Below are 15,739 nucleotides of genomic sequence, written 5' to 3'. Positions count from 1 at the left end.
TTATAAGGTTAATTTTTTGTGGATGTCATCTACAAATTTTTTAAATTGTTTGTCTGTAGAAACTAAATTGTCAACTGTCTTGCAAGCATGCAAAACCGTTGCATGATCGCGATCCCCAATTTGAGATCCAATATTTGCTAAAGAGGATTTAGTGAATTTTTTAGCAAAAAACATAGCTAATTGTCTCGCTTGCACCACATGACGTTTTCTGGTTTTAGATTGTAAAGTTTCTAAATCCAATTGAAAATATTCAGAAACAATTTTTTGGATATAATCGATTGAAATTTCACGTTTTACATTTTTTACAAACTTCTCAACGACATGTTTTGCTAATTCTAGCGTAACTTCTTTTTTGTTGAAAGACGATTGTGCAATCAAAGAAATAATGGCGCCCTCTAATTCTCTAACATTCGATTTTATATTTCGGGCAACATATTCAATGATTTCTTCGGGCATTTCTACCCCGTCGCGATATAGAATGTTTTTTAATATTGAAATTCGGGTTTCATAATCGGGTTGATGCAATTCTGCTGAAAGTCCCCATTTGAAACGAGAAAGCAAACGTTGCTCAATATCTTGCATATCCACAGGAGCCTTATCCGAAGTTAAGATCACCTGTTTGCCATTTTGGTGCAAATAGTTAAAAATATGGAAAAAGACATCTTGGGTTCCTGATTTTCCTGATAAAAACTGGACATCATCTATAATTAATACATCAATTAATTGGTAGAAATGGATGAAATCATTTCTATTGTTTTTCTTAACAGAATCAATATATTGTTGGGTGAAAATTTCTGCGGAAATATATAAAACCGTTTTTTCAGGATATTTATCTTTAATTTCAACTCCAATAGCATGCGCTAAATGTGTTTTTCCCAAACCAACACCTCCAAAAATCAACAGTGGATTAAATGAAGTGCCTCCTGGTTTATTGGCAACGGCCATTCCTGCAGAACGTGCCAATCTATTTGAATCGCCTTCAAGGAAATTATCAAAACTATAATTTGCATTCAGTTGGGACTCTATTTTTAAATTTCTAATTCCTGGAATAACAAAAGGATTTTTTAATTCAGGATTCAAATTTTTAAACGGAGCATCTACTTCCTGCGGTTTCATAGGACTTCGATGGGCACTTGGCAATTGTTCCATGTAAGGTTGTTTGTTGCCATAGGTGTTTTCCATCTTAATTTTGTAAAGCAATTTTGCGTTTTTACCTAGCTCTTTAGTTAATGCTACTTTTAATAATTTCACATAGTGCTCTTCAAGCCATTCGTAGAAAAATTTACTTGGAACTTGAATGTATAAAGCGTTATCAGTTAGCTCAACAGACTTAATCGGTTCAAACCAAGTTTTGTAAGCTTGGTCTTGGATATTGTCTTTTATGAAAGACAGACAATTTTCCCATACTGATTGCGCAGTTTTGCTCATAATTTTTATTAAATTTGTATTTTTATTAAAGGTTATCTTACAATGATTAATGACTGATATTTACCCCCATTTTTGGTTAGCAAATATGTGAACAAAAATCGTTAAAAAAAAACAAAATGCAGGGTGTTTTTTAAAAAAAAATATTGTAAGTCAACTCTTTTTCAGAGCCGTAAAGATACTATAAAATTATTTAAAACAATATGAAAAATCATCAAATTGAGGTACGGGTCCGTTATTCAGAAACAGACCAAATGGGTGTAGTTTACCATGGAAGTTACATACCGTATTTTGAGATCGGCAGGGTAGAGTGGCTTAGAAACAAAGGGATTTCATATAAAAGTCTTGAGGAAAGTGGGATTGCTTTACCAATTGTTTCAATGACCATAAACTACAAGAAACCGGCGCGATATGACGACCTTTTGACAGTAAAAACCAAATTTAAAAAACACAGTTCTGTTAAGATCGAATTTGACTGTGAAATATGGAGTAAAGAAAAGGAGTTATTAACAACGGCAGCGTTTATTTTGGTATTTGTTGACCTAAAAACAGGAAGGCCAATTACTCCACCTGACCATATTAAAGTGCTATTAGAGGAAATGCAAGGCTAATTTATTGGCATTATTTTTTTCTTAATTTCAATTTCAAACATGGAATTAAAAATGTCGAATATCATTTCGGCATTTTTTTTTCGTGTAGCGATTTCCATTTCACAATTCATTTCCATTTTTTGTGCAATGATGGTTATGTTTTTTTCTTTGATTACCCGCATCACTTTGTTCATGTTTTTATAATCAAAGGCAATACAGTAGTGAACGTCTATCGTTTTTTCAATTATTGTAGAAGCCTCTAGAGTTAACTGTGCAGTAGTTTTGTAGGCGGAAATTAATCCGCCAATACCCAATTTTGTTCCTCCAAAATAACGAACCACAACAATCAGAACATTGGTCACGTCGAAAGATTGTATTTGTCCATAAATGGGCATTCCTGCACTATTGCTTGGTTCTCCGTCATCATTGGTTCGAAAAGAGATAGGGTCAATTCCTGTTTGGAAACCATAACAGAAATGAACAGCGTTAAAATGTTTTTTCCGTAAGGGTTCAATTAATGGTTTGACTTCATTTTCAGATAGTATTGGAAAAGCATAGCCAAAAAACTTGCTATTTTTTTCTTTGAAAAGAGTCTCTGGAGAAGCACATGCTATGGTCTTGAAGGTATCTACTAAATCCAAAAGTATTTAAAATATTTCTTTTTCAAATAAATCAACCACGTCTTCTTGACCTACTTGCAAGTTCCAAACTTGTATGCCAAGATTTGCTGCTGCATCGGTGTTTTCCTTTTTATCATCAATAAACAAGGTGCGCTTAGGGGATAAATCGTGGGATTGTATTAGATGATTAAATATCGCTTCTTCGGGTTTTCTCATTCCAATTTCAAAGGAAAAATATACTTTCTCGAAACATTGGTAAAAATCTCTAGAAAAAGTTTGTCCCACTTTATGTTCAAAATGAGAAATATGGATAGCATCAGTATTTGTTAACAGAAATAACCGGTATTTACCAACCAGCATTTGCAAAAACTCCAATCGATACAATGGGAATTCTCCAATAACTTTATTCCATGCTTTTCTAACATCGTCAATACTTGCATCGGGAAGGTGTTTTTGAAAAGTTTCAATAAATTGTAATTCTGAAATTTTTCCTTTTTCGAATAAATTATTCGCTTCCGATAATTCTTCATTAAGTTCTTTCAAACCTAATTTTTTGAATTCATTTATAGTGCCTTCTTTATCTAAATTGATAAAAATATCTCCAAAATCGAAAATAATAGCGTTAATCATAGTTTCTAAAAATTAAGAGTTCATCATCTAAAATGAATTTTTTTTCTTCCCATCCTGATTTTAAAGCAGGTGCATCTGTTCCTTTTTCTAAAAATAATTGTCCTCTAAAAATTCTGGCTTCATCCCAAAGACTGGCATCGATAAAGGTTTGTATCGTTTGTCTCCCACCTTCTATAATCACAGATTGAATGTTTTTTTTAAATAAGATATGCGCAATCTGAGCGGCTATATTTTTGCTGAAATCAATTTCGGGAGAAGAAAGAACTATAGTTTTTGATTGATTATCAAAGATATGACATTCTTTTGGAATTCGATTGTTTTGATCCAAAACTATTCTGATGGGATTTTCTCCCGTCCAGTCCCGAACATTTAGTTTTGGATTGTCGTCAATAACGGTTTGGGTACCAACGAAAATAGATTGTTCCTCGGTCCGCCATTTATGCACCAATTGACGGGAAAATTCATTAGTAATCCAAATGGGTTTTTTCTCTTTTTTGGATATTGGAGAAATATAACCATCTTGGCTTTCTGCCCATTTTAAAATTATATAGGGTCTTTTCGTTTTATGAAAGGTAAAAAAACGCTTGTTCAATTCGTTACATTCCTCTTCGAGAATACCTACAGTAACATTTTTACCAGCTTCAATCAATTTTTTTATGCCCTTTCCTGCAACTTCAATATTTGGGTCAACAGTACCAATCACCACATTTGGAATTTGGTTTTCGATGATTAAATCGCAGCAAGGTGGTGTTTTTCCAAAATGACTGCAGGGTTCTAAACTCACATAAATGGTAGCCTTTTTTAATAACGATTTGTCTTTTACTGAATTTACGGCATTAACTTCGGCATGTGGTTCGCCAGATTTTTTGTGCCAACCTTCCCCGATAATTTTATTTTCATAAACAATTACACTGCCTACCAATGGATTTGGGTAGGTTGTTCCTAGGCCATTTTTGGCCAATTCGATGCATCGTTTAATATATTTTTCATGTATCTTCACATCACAAAAATATGATTTTACTTTTAGAATGAACGGAATAATTATCAGAGAAATCCAAAAACGCGACAATCCTGAAATTGCAGCAATTGTAAGAACAGTTTTAATGGAAATGGGAGCCCCAAAAGTAGGTACTGCTTATGCAGATCCGCAATTGGATTTCATGTATGAAACGTATGTAGCACCCAAATCTGTTTATTTTGTTGTTGAAACTAACGGGAAAATTATTGGCGGAGCAGGAATAAGTCAACTTGAAAATGAAGCCGAAACGATTTGTGAATTGCAAAAAATGTATTTTCTTCCCGAAGCGCGTGGACATGGAGTTGGAGCAAAAATGATAGAAAAATGTTTGCAAAACGCTTTGGATTTTGGCTTTAGCAAATGTTATCTCGAAACGATGCCTTATATGGTTGATGCCCAAAAGTTGTATAAAAAAGTAGGTTTTGAGTATCTTTGTGCTCCATTAGGTAACACTGGCCATACTTCTTGTCCCGTTTGGATGATCAAGGAATTGGGACTATAAAATTAAAACAAATGCGAATCAAAGAATACAGAAGCCATTTTATTGAAGAGCTTTCTGCCTTATACGGTTCTGAAGAATCAGAAAGTTTTTTCTACTTAATTTTAGAAAATAAACATAAAATTAGAAGAATTGATTTAGCATTAAATGCTGATTTAGAATTTTCTGATACAGAGATTCAAAATTGGAATTCAATATTAGAACAATTAAAAAAAGAAATACCGATTCAGTACCTATTAGGGAGCACTAGTTTTTTTGGTCTGGATTTTCAAGTCAATGCATCGGTTCTTATTCCGCGACCTGAAACAGAGGAATTGGTCGATTGGATCATTAAAGAAAATTCAAAGATTCATGGTTCTGAAGATGTAAAGATTTTAGATGTTGGAACCGGAAGCGGTTGCATTGCAATTTCATTAGCCAAAAACATTTCAAATGCCCAAATTTTCGCCATTGATGTTTCTGAAAAAGCATTGGCCATTGCTCAAAAAAATGCGGAAGCAAATAATGTAAATATTATTTTTCTTCAACAAAATATCCTCGAAATAGCTGATTTAAGAAGGCAATATGACATTATTGTATCTAACCCACCGTATGTTCGAAATTTAGAAAAGGCAGAAATTAAGAAAAATGTTTTAGAAAACGAACCGCATTTGGCATTGTTTGTAGAAGATCATGATGCTTTGATTTTTTATAGAAAAATAGCTGAATTAGCTCATAAAAGTCTTGTGGAAAATGGTCAGTTGTATTTTGAAATTAACCAGTATTTAGGAATAGAAACCGTTGATTTGTTAGAAAGAATGAATTTCAAAAACATTGAACTTCGAAAAGATATTTATGGGAATGACCGTATGGTTAGTTGTAGGGTTTAAGATTGCTTCGTTAGTTCGCCTTTTAGGCTCGGGTTTTGATTAACGATTTTTGATTTCAAATTTTAGAAAGCAGATTTTAGTTAACATAAGACAGTTCGATTTTATAAATTCCCCTTCGTGGGTTAGGGGGCTTCTATTCATATCGCAAGGCCTCAATCGGATCTAATTTTGAAGCTTTTAAAGCGGGATATGAGCCAGAAACGATAGCCACAATAAAGGTGGTGATAAATGCGGCAGTGATCGCTCCCCACGGAATCACAAAAATAAAACTCATGGCAGCTGCAATTCCATAACCACCAGATATTCCTATGAATATGCCTAGTAATCCACCCAATTGTCCAATAATTAAGGTTTCAATAAAAAACTGAAATGCAATGGTGCTTCTTTTGGCTCCCAGTGCTTTTCGGACTCCAATTTCACGTGTTCTTTCGGTTACGGAAACCAACATGATATTCATTAAGGCAATCGAGGAACCAAAAATAGTTATGATGCCAATGACCCAAGCAGAAATGCCAAGATACTGTGTAATGCTTAAAATTTTGTTTATCAAATCGTCGCTCCGTGAAATCCCGAAATTGTTGTCTTTTATGGGGCTTAATTTCCGGACTCTTCTCATCATGTTATTGGCTTCATCAGTGGCTTGATTTAATAATTCCTTTTTATCCACCATGACACTTACCGTATAGTTAATATCGGGTGCCGTAAATAAGGAACGTGCCACCTGAATCGGAATCAATACTCTCAAATCCTGGCTGTTGCCAAATGTTGAACCTTTCTCTTTTAATACGCCGATGACTTTAAATTTTGCCCCACGAATGGAAAGTATCTTGTCAATTGGATTCACGTCTTTAAATAATTCTTTTTCAAAATCGGAACCCAAAATACAGGAATACGTGTTGTTATCAATGTCAAAACCAGTAAAATTTCTTCCCTTGGTCGTTTCTAAACCGGAATTTATTAAAAAATACTCGTCTACTCCCAAAACTGAAATTTCAGGATCGGTCTTTTTTGATTCAAACCTTACTTCGGCATTAGAAGTTGCAGTAAATGAAAGGGAAGTATGTGTTAACGGATAGTCATATTTTTGTTTAAAAGCTTTCGCTTCGGGATACGTGATAATAGGATTATCTACTTTATGCTCATTATTACGGCCCATTCTTTCCGAAATATCATATTGCTCAATATTAAAAGTGTTGGCGCCCATAGAAGCAAAGTTACTTGACAATGTGTTTTCCAGAGCAGCAACAACAGTCAAAATACAGACTAATGCCGTAATTCCAATTGCAATAATCAATACTGTAAGAATGGTGCGCATCAGTTGCGTTTTTATGGAGCCAACGGCAATATGGACATTTTCCTTAAATAAATTTAGCATCATATCAATTTGACACGAAATTACAATTTTTGTTACAAGTTTGTTTTAGAAGCCGTTTATTTATTTTAAAAATAAGATATTTGCACAGAGAATTTACGTTTAGACACATGTGATTTGGGATTTTTACCAAAATCAGGAGTATTCTATTTTTCGTAAAATATAAATTAAATAGCGCAAATTAGCAATGGCATCAAAACCAAGTATTCCTAAAGGAACCAGAGATTTTTCACCGGCTGAGGTGGCAAAACGGCACTATATCATATCAATTATAAAAAGCAATTTTGAGAAATTTTGTTTCCAACCCATAGAAACCCCTTCGTTCGAAAATTCAGAAACCTTAATGGGGAAATATGGCGAAGAAGGGGATCGATTGATTTTTAAGATTTTGAATTCTGGGGATTATTTAGCAAAGGCCGATGCGGTGTTATTGCAAAATAAGGAGAGCAATAAATTGACTTCCAGTATTTCTGAAAAGGCCCTTCGTTACGACTTAACGGTTCCTTTTGCTCGATATGTGGTACAACATCAAAACGAAATTGAGTTTCCTTTTAAAAGATACCAAATCCAGCCGGTTTGGCGTGCCGATCGTCCACAAAAAGGACGTTTTAGAGAGTTTTATCAATGTGATGCCGATGTGGTGGGTTCAAAATCATTATGGCAGGAAGTGGAGTTGGTGAAATTATACGACTCCGTTTTTACAGAATTGGGCTTAAAAGGGGTAACCATAAAAATTAATAATCGTAAAATATTATCTGGAATTGCAGAAGTCATAGGGGCTAAAGATAAATTGATTGATTTTACGGTAGCCTTAGATAAACTTGATAAAATAGGAGAGGATGGCGTTAAAAAGGAAATGGTTGAAAAAGGAATTTCTGAAAGTGCCATTGAGAAAGTACAACCACTTTTTTATTTTACCGGAAGTAATGTTGAAAAATTGAATCAACTTTCCGTTCTACTGGCTTCCTCGGAAGAAGGAATGAAGGGGGTAGAGGAACTGCGATTCATTTGTGATAACGTGATGAATTTAGGATTAAATGATGCTGTTTTGGATTTGGATGTGACACTGGCTCGCGGTTTAAATTATTATACGGGAGCCATTTTTGAAGTGGGTTCGCCAAAACAAGTTACCATGGGTTCTATAGGAGGAGGAGGAAGATATGATGATTTGACCGGGATTTTCGGATTGAAGGACATGAGCGGTGTTGGGATTTCCTTTGGATTAGACAGAATTTATTTGGTCATTGAAGAATTAAATTTATTTCCTGAAACGGTAGCCTCTGTTACAAAAGCTTTGTTTATTAATTATGGTGAGCAGGAAGCTTTTTATGCCATGCAGGCCATCCAGAAGTTAAGGTCTTCCAATATTAAAGTAGAATTGTATCCCGATGCCATAAAGGTGGGTAAACAATTTACGCATGCCGATAAGCGTCAAATTCCATTTGCTATTATAGTTGGGGAGACTGAGATGAATGAAGGCAAATTTGGATTGAAAAATTTAATCTCAGGAGAACAAATCACGGTTGATTTTGAAGGTTTAAAAAACAGGTTATTATTGGCTTAGTCTTTTATATTTATATATTACCATAAAAAAAAGCTTCTCAAACGAGAAGCTTTTTTACTTTCTTGGGGAAGAAAGGGGGGGTTATTTGATGATAATCTTTTTACTGATTTCACCTTTTGTTGTAAACACTTTTACTATATATGTTCCGGTGCTTAGATTGTAAACTGGAATTTGAATTTTGGTTTGATCTTCATCCTTAATTTTCCAGGTGCTTAAGGATTGTCCCAACATGTTGAATAAAGTAACCGATTTTACTGTTGTATCTAACAAATTGTTTTTTACAATAATCATGTTATCACTATTTGTGAATGCTACTTTGACATTGTCGTTCAAGTCAAAATTGTTAACATCCAAAGCTGCGTTTTTGAATCTCAAAGAGAAACGATCATTTACAGTTCCAACAGGCAAATAAATTTCAAATGCTTCATTACTTATGTCATGATACAAACTGGTGGTGTTATCATAAATGTAAAGCTTTTGGCTGATATCAAATCTATCTCTTGCATCTACATTAAATTTTACATTTCCATCAAGAGCTGTTTTTACTCCAAGAGGATAAATGTTAGATGGATTAAAATAGCCGTCACCTTGAATTACTAATTGTTTGCCATGGTTCATGAAATACATGTCATTGGGCTGGTTGTCATTTTGTATCGCATCATAACCAGGATCAATACCGCTTGTCGCACGTTCATTCATGAAACCCAGAAGTATTTGTCTGTGAAAATTATTAGCCGAATTGAAACCCAATCTGACAGAGGCAAATGCACTTTCAATAGGTATAATGTCATCGCTATTGTTAAATGGGGTTGTAGCCAAAGGGCTTCCATTTAAATTTTGTCGGAACATAATATTAGATGCAGCGTTATCTTCTTTAAAAAAGGCTCTTTGGCTATTGTCAAAAACAATATTTCCACCTGTTGCGCTTCCGTCTACAAAGAATCCTTGCCCTACTGGTATGTATCGTCCAGGTTGTCTAAGGCTTGATCCTAAGCCACTAATACCTGCGGGAGATACTGGAGCAACCCCACCTACAAGATTTCTTGTGGCATAACCTCCTTGATAAGCTGCCAAGACATGGGATGGATTGGTGCTAAAATGTTCCCAAAAATACAAGGTTCCTGAGGTGGAAGCTAGGTTTGCATTGATAAACGCATTAGCATCTAGAGCGGATGGATAAGGATTACCACTCAAATTGGAATTGTTTGCCGCAATAGGGGTTGAAATGGTACCACTATTTGGTTTGCCCACAAAAGTGTAGTTTTGCGTTGCTGTAGCCGCATCACTTCCCTTTAATGTGAATCCTTGCCCTGCTAGTAAAGATCCAGTTTGTGCTATTCTCGCCCAATTAGCGTATATAGCACTTACGTTTTGGAATTTAAAAATCCAATAGGTACTTAATGTAATAGGGCTTGTTGCGGCACCGTTAAGTCCATTTGTCCATGTGATGTTTTGAATATTTGCAGGATCAGTACCGTCTTTCATTACTCCATCTACCGTAAACGGATTATTATTGCTGGTTATACTTAACGCGCCTACTGGTGAAGACCAATAATTGTAATTGAATTTATTGGATTGACCTTGTTGATCCCGTTCTATAGAACCTGCGCTTGTTACTTCTAAATCACTATTTGTAGTTTGCACTAATTGTGATTTTCCTTGCAAGTCTATTTTTCCATCTAATTTTAAGTACCAATCGTTTTGTATTTTATTGTCGTTATTCATTATGATATTGATTCCCGAATCAACAAACATACCCAAATCAACATTATTTGAACTTTCAGTGATGTTGTGTGACACTTGAACAATAGACCAGTCTTGATCCATAATGTCAAGTCCTCTAATTTCTTTTGTTGGACTGTTCACAGCAGTGGCAAAACTTCCAGTACGCTCAGTAAGGAAGGGCATAGGTGCTTGTTGCACATAAATGTTTTTATTGTTGTAGATTTTCATTCCGGCAACATCAATAGCCACAGTGGTTAAATCATCAATAATGTCATCTTTATAGGCATCCATTCTGTAGTATCTCAATACGTTTGCGAAAGGCAAGCCACCTACATCTTTAGGGACAATCGCTCCTCTTACCTGAGTAGCCGTATTTTGAATTTCTTGATACACCATTCGTTGTAATTGGGAAGCAGTCAAGGCTACATTAAATACACGAACTTCATCTATTTTACCTTTAAAGTATTTTGTATTTGTAGTAGGATCTTTACCTATCGTAAGTAGAGAAGCGTCAGCGGCTATATTTCCGGATTTAGATTGAGTGGCTACTAATGCCCCATTCAAATATAAATAGATATTGGATCCATCATAAACTACTCCCACATGTGTCCATTGTGATACACTTAATGCCGTTGCATAGGTTACTGTTGTGCCGTTTACTACAGCCTCTAGTCTTTTGGCACTAGTAATTCGCAATTGAAAATTTGTTTGACCAACAACAATTCCATCGGTAGAGAATGCACTATTTAAATCTACCCATGCCATCAGTGAAGCATTGGCTAAACCTCCTAATACTCCCGTTCCTTGACCATAATCATTTCGTCCGTCAAACTCCAATTGTAATTTTCGGTTCAAGTCTCTAGGGGATCCAAGACCAGTAGTTTTGGTGTCAAAAGCGTCAGATATACCATCTTTGTCAATATCAGCTGCGCCATCAATGACCCCGTCATTGTTTGCATCAAGGGCACTGTATAAAGTTTCCGCAATATCTTTTATCCCGTCATTATTAGAATCTACTTGCAAATAATCAGGATTTCCTAATCCGTCTGTATTCTGGGTGTAGGGTTTTGTAAGTGTACCAAAACCAGCATAGGTGTCATAGATGTCTAAAATACCATCTAAATCAGTATCTACTCCGTCTCCTTTTCCATCACCGTTAATATCACCGTCCCCCATATTGGCAATAGCTTCATCTACATCAAATAGGGCATCATTGTCACTGTCTAAATCTAAATAGTTACTTTGACCATCTCCATCGGTATCTGGAATAGAATTGTTTAATCCTGTAAACAAAGGATCGATAGCGTCATTCATCCCGTTTCCATTAGCGTCTGCCCAAAGTGCTGGGTTGGTGATGTCCATTTTAGATAAACCGTTACTGTATTGTTTAAAACCTCCTTCTTCGATATCTGGAATTCCATCATTATCAGAATCCAAATCATATAAATTTCCGATGCCATCACTATCCCAATCACAGTAGCTTTGTGAAATAACAATGTCATCTATGGCAAGGTCATTCCCACTTCCCCCTGGTCCCAAATTGGAAAGGGTCACTGTAAAAGCAGTAATATTTCCTAAATTAACGGTTGTTGGAAAATTCTTCCATTCAGAGACTGCACAATTATTAGTGTTATCTGTACATCTATTTATTGTTGGAGTACTATAGGTGGCGATTACTGCCCCCGACAAATTTTTAAAATCAACCTTGATTTGGGGTAAATTAGAGCCCGCATAAAGAGCCTTACTCATAATGTTTAATACCCAAAAGTCAAAATTGATAGGTAGATTTGGAATTATACCATTAATCGTTAATTCATAAAATATACCTGGATTAATATCGGCATTAAAAATGGCCATTCTTCCATCAGTATCTCCAGGGGTATGATCCATTTGAGGTGTCCAGTTGGTATTTGCCCATGATGCAACGTTAGGAGGGCCAGCGGTAGCATTACCTGTACTTATCATATAGTTAACGGCATATTCCCCATCGTTTATACTATAGTCTGTTCGATATGGGCATCCCCCAGTATTAACCTTACCAGTTGAAACCCCATCTTCATAGCACATGTTACTGGTGGCATCAGGAGTATTGACATTTATCTGGCCTCTAGTAGTACCATATCCAAAAGTTTCATTTAGAAAGATATGTTGAAAAGTGGAAGCATATGGTGATGCGGAACAAGTAGATTGCTCTAAAGTGTCCACTATACCGTCATTATCATCATCAAGGTCAAAATTATCCGTAATACCATCGCCATCGGTATCCACGTAGGTTCTAATTGCTGTACCCATTATGGCAAAATCATAAGGGTTTTCATTAATGTCATTATTTGCAAAGTGGATTACCGCATTTTTAGTTCCTAAAACGAAAGGTTTAAAAGTGACATAGCATAATGTTGAGCCACCAGCGGCAACCGAAGCGGCAGGAGCAGTGCTTACTGTGAAATCAGTGGCATTGGCGCCATCTATAGTAATGGCACCCATTACTAAAGGACCAGTGCCTGTATTTTTAATGGTATAAATAACAATTACAGATCCATTTTCAATAGAAACAGTACCGAAATTAGTTTGATTTGTTGTGGAAGGAGTCATTGTTCCGTCAACAATGGATACGGCAGTACCACTAATGTCAATTTCGCTGGCGGACGTTGCTGCAAGCTTAAGGTCAAATGGGGCTTCATCACCATTGGAGTCATTGTTTACAAATGTGAAGGTTACGGCTCTATTACCGGTAACGGTAGGCGCAAATGTTACCACAAAAGTAGTGCTAGTCATTCCTGCAATTATAGTACTAGGGGGAGTTGTTATTGTGAAATCAGCGGTATTTCCCGTAGCAGTGATGGCTCCAATTGTTAAATCCATTGTGCCTAGATTTTGTATCGTAAAGGTTCGGGTTACAGCCACATTACTAAAGTCAGTTAAGTTACCTGCTGCTGCAGCACCGTTATCAACGATATTTACGGCATTACTTCCTAGCATGGCTATTTCTTGAGCGACCCCTGTTCCTTTGAGATTAAAATCATAAGGATTTTCATTACTGTCATCATTTACTATAGAAACGCTCGCATTTTTTACTCCAACTGAAGTAGGCGTAAATCGAATACCAAGAGTCGTGCTACCATATCCGGCAATAGTAGCGCTTGGAGCGGTAATCACCGTGAACATACTGGCATCGGCTCCGGAGAAAGTAATGGCTCCAATATTTAATGGCGTGCTGCCCGTGTTTTGAATGGTGAAATTTCTGGTTGTAGCCACAGTACTAAAGTCGGTCCAGTCTGCTGTTGTTAGCAAACCACCTCCGTCAACAATTGAAACTCCGTTTCCAACAACGTTTATTTCCCGATCCGACCCGTTTCCTTGAATTCTAAAATCATAAGGGTTTTCGTCAACGTCATTACTTGCAATAGAAATTAACGCTGCCCTAACCCCAAGTCCAGTAGGAGTAAAGGTAACGGTAAAAGTAGTGCTTGCCCCTGGATTTACGGAAGCAGGGGGTGCCGTGGTTACTGCAAAATCACTTGCATTGGCTCCCGAAAAGGTTATTGCTCCCAACGTAAGTTGAGAAGATCCGGTATTAAAAATGGTAAAAGTTCTTGTGGTTGCCACGGTACTAAAATCAGTCCAATTCGCAACGGATGGTGCAGTTGCGGGGTTGTCGGCGATAGAAGTTGCATTTCCTTGTATGTCTATTTCTTGACTTGTTCCGGTACCTTGGATGTTAAAATCATAAGGGTTTTCATTTCCATCATTATTAGCAATTGATATGGATGCTGATCGTGTTCCATTTGCACTTGGAACGAAAGTAATTACAAAGGTTGTGCTACCACCTATTGCAACAGAAGCACTAGGGAAAGCGGTTACCGTAAAATCACTTGCATTAGCTCCGCTTATTGTAATGGCTCCTATTGTTAATGCGGATGTACCCGGACTATTTGAAATGGTAAATGTTCTGGTAATATTTCCAATAACTACATTGGTTGGGCCAAAATCAGTCCAATCAGCAGCCGTAGGTACTGATAACGAATTGTCAGGAATAGGAACAGCATTTCCACTTAATGCAATTTCCGGTTGTACACCAGTTCCCTGAATAGTGAAGTTGTATGGGTTTTCACCAGCGTCATTGTTGGCAATATTTAAGGTAGTGGATATTAATCCAGAAGCGCTAGGGTTAAAGGTAACTACAAACGTGGTGCTTGTAACTCCGGCAACAGGAAAAGTGGGTAATGTAGTTACACTGAAATCCCCTGGAGTTCCTCCAGTAAATGTAATAACACCTCCAGTCAAGTCCATTGTACCTGTATTTTGGATGGTAAATGTTGTTGTGGCTGTTCCACTGTTTACATCTACAGACCCAAAGTCGGTTCCTTTAGCCACTGTTGGGGTTACATCACCATCTGCAATGTTTGTGGCACCAAATCCCTGAACGTTAATTTCCTGTGCAACACCAGTTCCAAACAATCTAAAATCATATGGGCCTTCGTTGCTGTCATTATTCACGATAGAGATGGTAGCCGTTCTATTTACAGTTGCGGCAGTCGGCGTGAATCGTACCACAAAGGTGGTGCTACCCCCAGGAGCTACTGGGGATATTGGTGCGGTGAGTACTGTGAATTCTGTATTATTCGCTCCTGTGAATGTGATGGCACCAAGTGTTAAATTTGCCGTTCCAGTATTTTGAATGGTAAATGTTCTTGTGGTCGTCACGGTACTGAAATCCGTAAAATTAGCAACAGCAGGAGCAGGTACAATGTCGTCTGGGATGGATGCGCCATTTCCTACCACATTTATTTCGGGTAATAATACCGTTGCCAGAACTGCTGTTCTAGGAGAAGAGGTACAACTACCGTTGTCTGTATCTACATAATATGTTGTTGAAACTGCAATTACTGGAGTGATAAAACTTGTTCCGGTTCCTAAAGCAGCACCGCCAATTGATGCAGCATACCAAGAGATAGTTCCCGCTGATGCCGTAGCACCCAAGGTAACAGTTCCAGGACCCGAAGTAGAACCAGGGGTAGTGCTCGTAATGGTTGGAGTTGGGACTATTGTAATTGTTTTTGTAGAGGTTATATTACCGCAAGTTCCATTTCCTATGGCAGTTAAGGTCAGCGTTCTGCTTCCTGCGGCATTGTCTGCAGCACTAGGCAAATAGGTACACGTTGTTAATGAAGTTGCATTGGTAAATGTTCCTGTACCGTTTGAAGTCCAAGTAATGCTGGCGTTATTGGTTGCACTTGAACCTGCAGTTATGTTTACTGCAGGTGAACTGTTGCAAGTTGTTATTGCGGTTCCTGCTACTGCCGTAGGTGCAGTCGTTATGGTAATTGTTTTGGTAGAAATAACATCGGTACAACCTGTATTGGCTACAGCAGTAAGGGTAAGTGTTCTACTTCCTGCAGTAATGTCTGCGGCACTCGGGGCATAGGT

The 15,739-nt window shown here is 37.0% G+C and carries 10 protein-coding genes; 4 read left to right on the top strand and 6 right to left on the bottom strand.

What is annotated here, in order from left to right; genetic code table 11:
- Complete coding sequence (dnaA, locus tag DB895_RS12300; protein WP_116725665.1) at positions 1–1,428, bottom strand: chromosomal replication initiator protein DnaA; 1,428 nt, start codon at positions 1,426–1,428, stop codon at positions 1–3.
- A 200-nt stretch (positions 1,429–1,628) separates the two neighbouring features.
- Here dnaA and DB895_RS12295 point away from each other — a divergent pair, with 200 nt between their 5' ends.
- Positions 1,629–2,036 (top strand): acyl-CoA thioesterase, encoded by a 408-nt coding sequence (locus tag DB895_RS12295; RefSeq protein WP_116725664.1) that lies wholly within the window; start codon positions 1,629–1,631, stop codon positions 2,034–2,036.
- Here the strand turns inward: DB895_RS12295 and DB895_RS12290 are convergent.
- From DB895_RS12290 to ribD, 3 genes are read right to left on the bottom strand one after another with little or no spacing between them, the layout of a single operon-like run.
- A complete protein-coding gene (locus DB895_RS12290) occupies positions 2,033–2,656 on the bottom strand; it encodes an IMPACT family protein (RefSeq protein WP_116725663.1) in 624 nt (207 codons plus the stop codon). The genes DB895_RS12295 and DB895_RS12290 overlap by 4 nt on opposite strands.
- Positions 2,657–2,662: 6 nt before the next feature.
- Positions 2,663–3,265, bottom strand: a complete 603-nt coding sequence (locus DB895_RS12285; RefSeq protein WP_116725662.1) for an HAD family hydrolase — start codon at positions 3,263–3,265, stop codon at positions 2,663–2,665.
- Complete coding sequence (gene ribD / locus DB895_RS12280; RefSeq protein ID WP_116725661.1) at positions 3,258–4,265, bottom strand: bifunctional diaminohydroxyphosphoribosylaminopyrimidine deaminase/5-amino-6-(5-phosphoribosylamino)uracil reductase RibD; 1,008 nt, start codon at positions 4,263–4,265, stop codon at positions 3,258–3,260. Before ribD ends, DB895_RS12285 begins: the two co-directional genes overlap by 8 nt.
- Positions 4,266–4,293: 28 nt before the next feature.
- Here ribD and DB895_RS12275 point away from each other — a divergent pair, with 28 nt between their 5' ends.
- On the top strand, positions 4,294–4,785 hold the full coding sequence (locus tag DB895_RS12275) for a GNAT family N-acetyltransferase (RefSeq protein WP_116725704.1): 492 nt from the start codon (positions 4,294–4,296) through the stop codon (positions 4,783–4,785).
- An 11-nt stretch (positions 4,786–4,796) separates the two neighbouring features.
- Entirely contained in the window at positions 4,797–5,651 is an 855-nt protein-coding gene (prmC, locus tag DB895_RS12270) for a peptide chain release factor N(5)-glutamine methyltransferase (protein ID WP_116725703.1), read from the top strand.
- A 133-nt stretch (positions 5,652–5,784) separates the two neighbouring features.
- Here the strand turns inward: prmC and DB895_RS12265 are convergent, their stop codons facing one another.
- Positions 5,785–7,029, bottom strand: coding sequence for an ABC transporter permease (locus DB895_RS12265; protein ID WP_166426973.1), 1,245 nt, complete (start codon positions 7,027–7,029; stop codon positions 5,785–5,787).
- Between the two features lie 181 nt (positions 7,030–7,210).
- Between DB895_RS12265 and hisS the strand changes: the two genes are divergently transcribed.
- Positions 7,211–8,587, top strand: coding sequence for a histidine--tRNA ligase (gene hisS, locus DB895_RS12260; RefSeq protein ID WP_116725659.1), 1,377 nt, complete (start codon positions 7,211–7,213; stop codon positions 8,585–8,587).
- An 81-nt stretch (positions 8,588–8,668) separates the two neighbouring features.
- Here hisS and DB895_RS12255 read toward each other — a convergent pair.
- On the bottom strand, positions 8,669–15,739 hold a 7,071-nt coding region (locus DB895_RS12255), incomplete at its 5' end, for a choice-of-anchor D domain-containing protein (protein WP_116725658.1).

The sequence above is a fragment of the Flavobacterium psychrotolerans genome, assembly GCF_003097635.1.
Lineage (GTDB): Bacteria > Bacteroidota > Bacteroidia > Flavobacteriales > Flavobacteriaceae > Flavobacterium > Flavobacterium psychrotolerans.
Note: the sequence above shows the minus strand (reverse complement) of the source record. Positions and strands in the feature narration are given on the sequence as shown.

Coding starts and splice junctions, on each gene's coding strand:
- prmC (WP_116725703.1), top strand. CDS start 4,797: ATGCGAATCAAAGAATACAGAAGCCATTTTATTGAAGAGCTTTCTGCC.
- DB895_RS12285 (WP_116725662.1), bottom strand. CDS start 3,265: ATGATTAACGCTATTATTTTCGATTTTGGAGATATTTTTATCAATTTA.
- DB895_RS12295 (WP_116725664.1), top strand. CDS start 1,629: ATGAAAAATCATCAAATTGAGGTACGGGTCCGTTATTCAGAAACAGAC.
- DB895_RS12275 (WP_116725704.1), top strand. CDS start 4,294: ATGAACGGAATAATTATCAGAGAAATCCAAAAACGCGACAATCCTGAA.
- dnaA (WP_116725665.1), bottom strand. CDS start 1,428: ATGAGCAAAACTGCGCAATCAGTATGGGAAAATTGTCTGTCTTTCATA.
- DB895_RS12265 (WP_166426973.1), bottom strand. CDS start 7,029: ATGATGCTAAATTTATTTAAGGAAAATGTCCATATTGCCGTTGGCTCC.
- hisS (WP_116725659.1), top strand. CDS start 7,211: ATGGCATCAAAACCAAGTATTCCTAAAGGAACCAGAGATTTTTCACCG.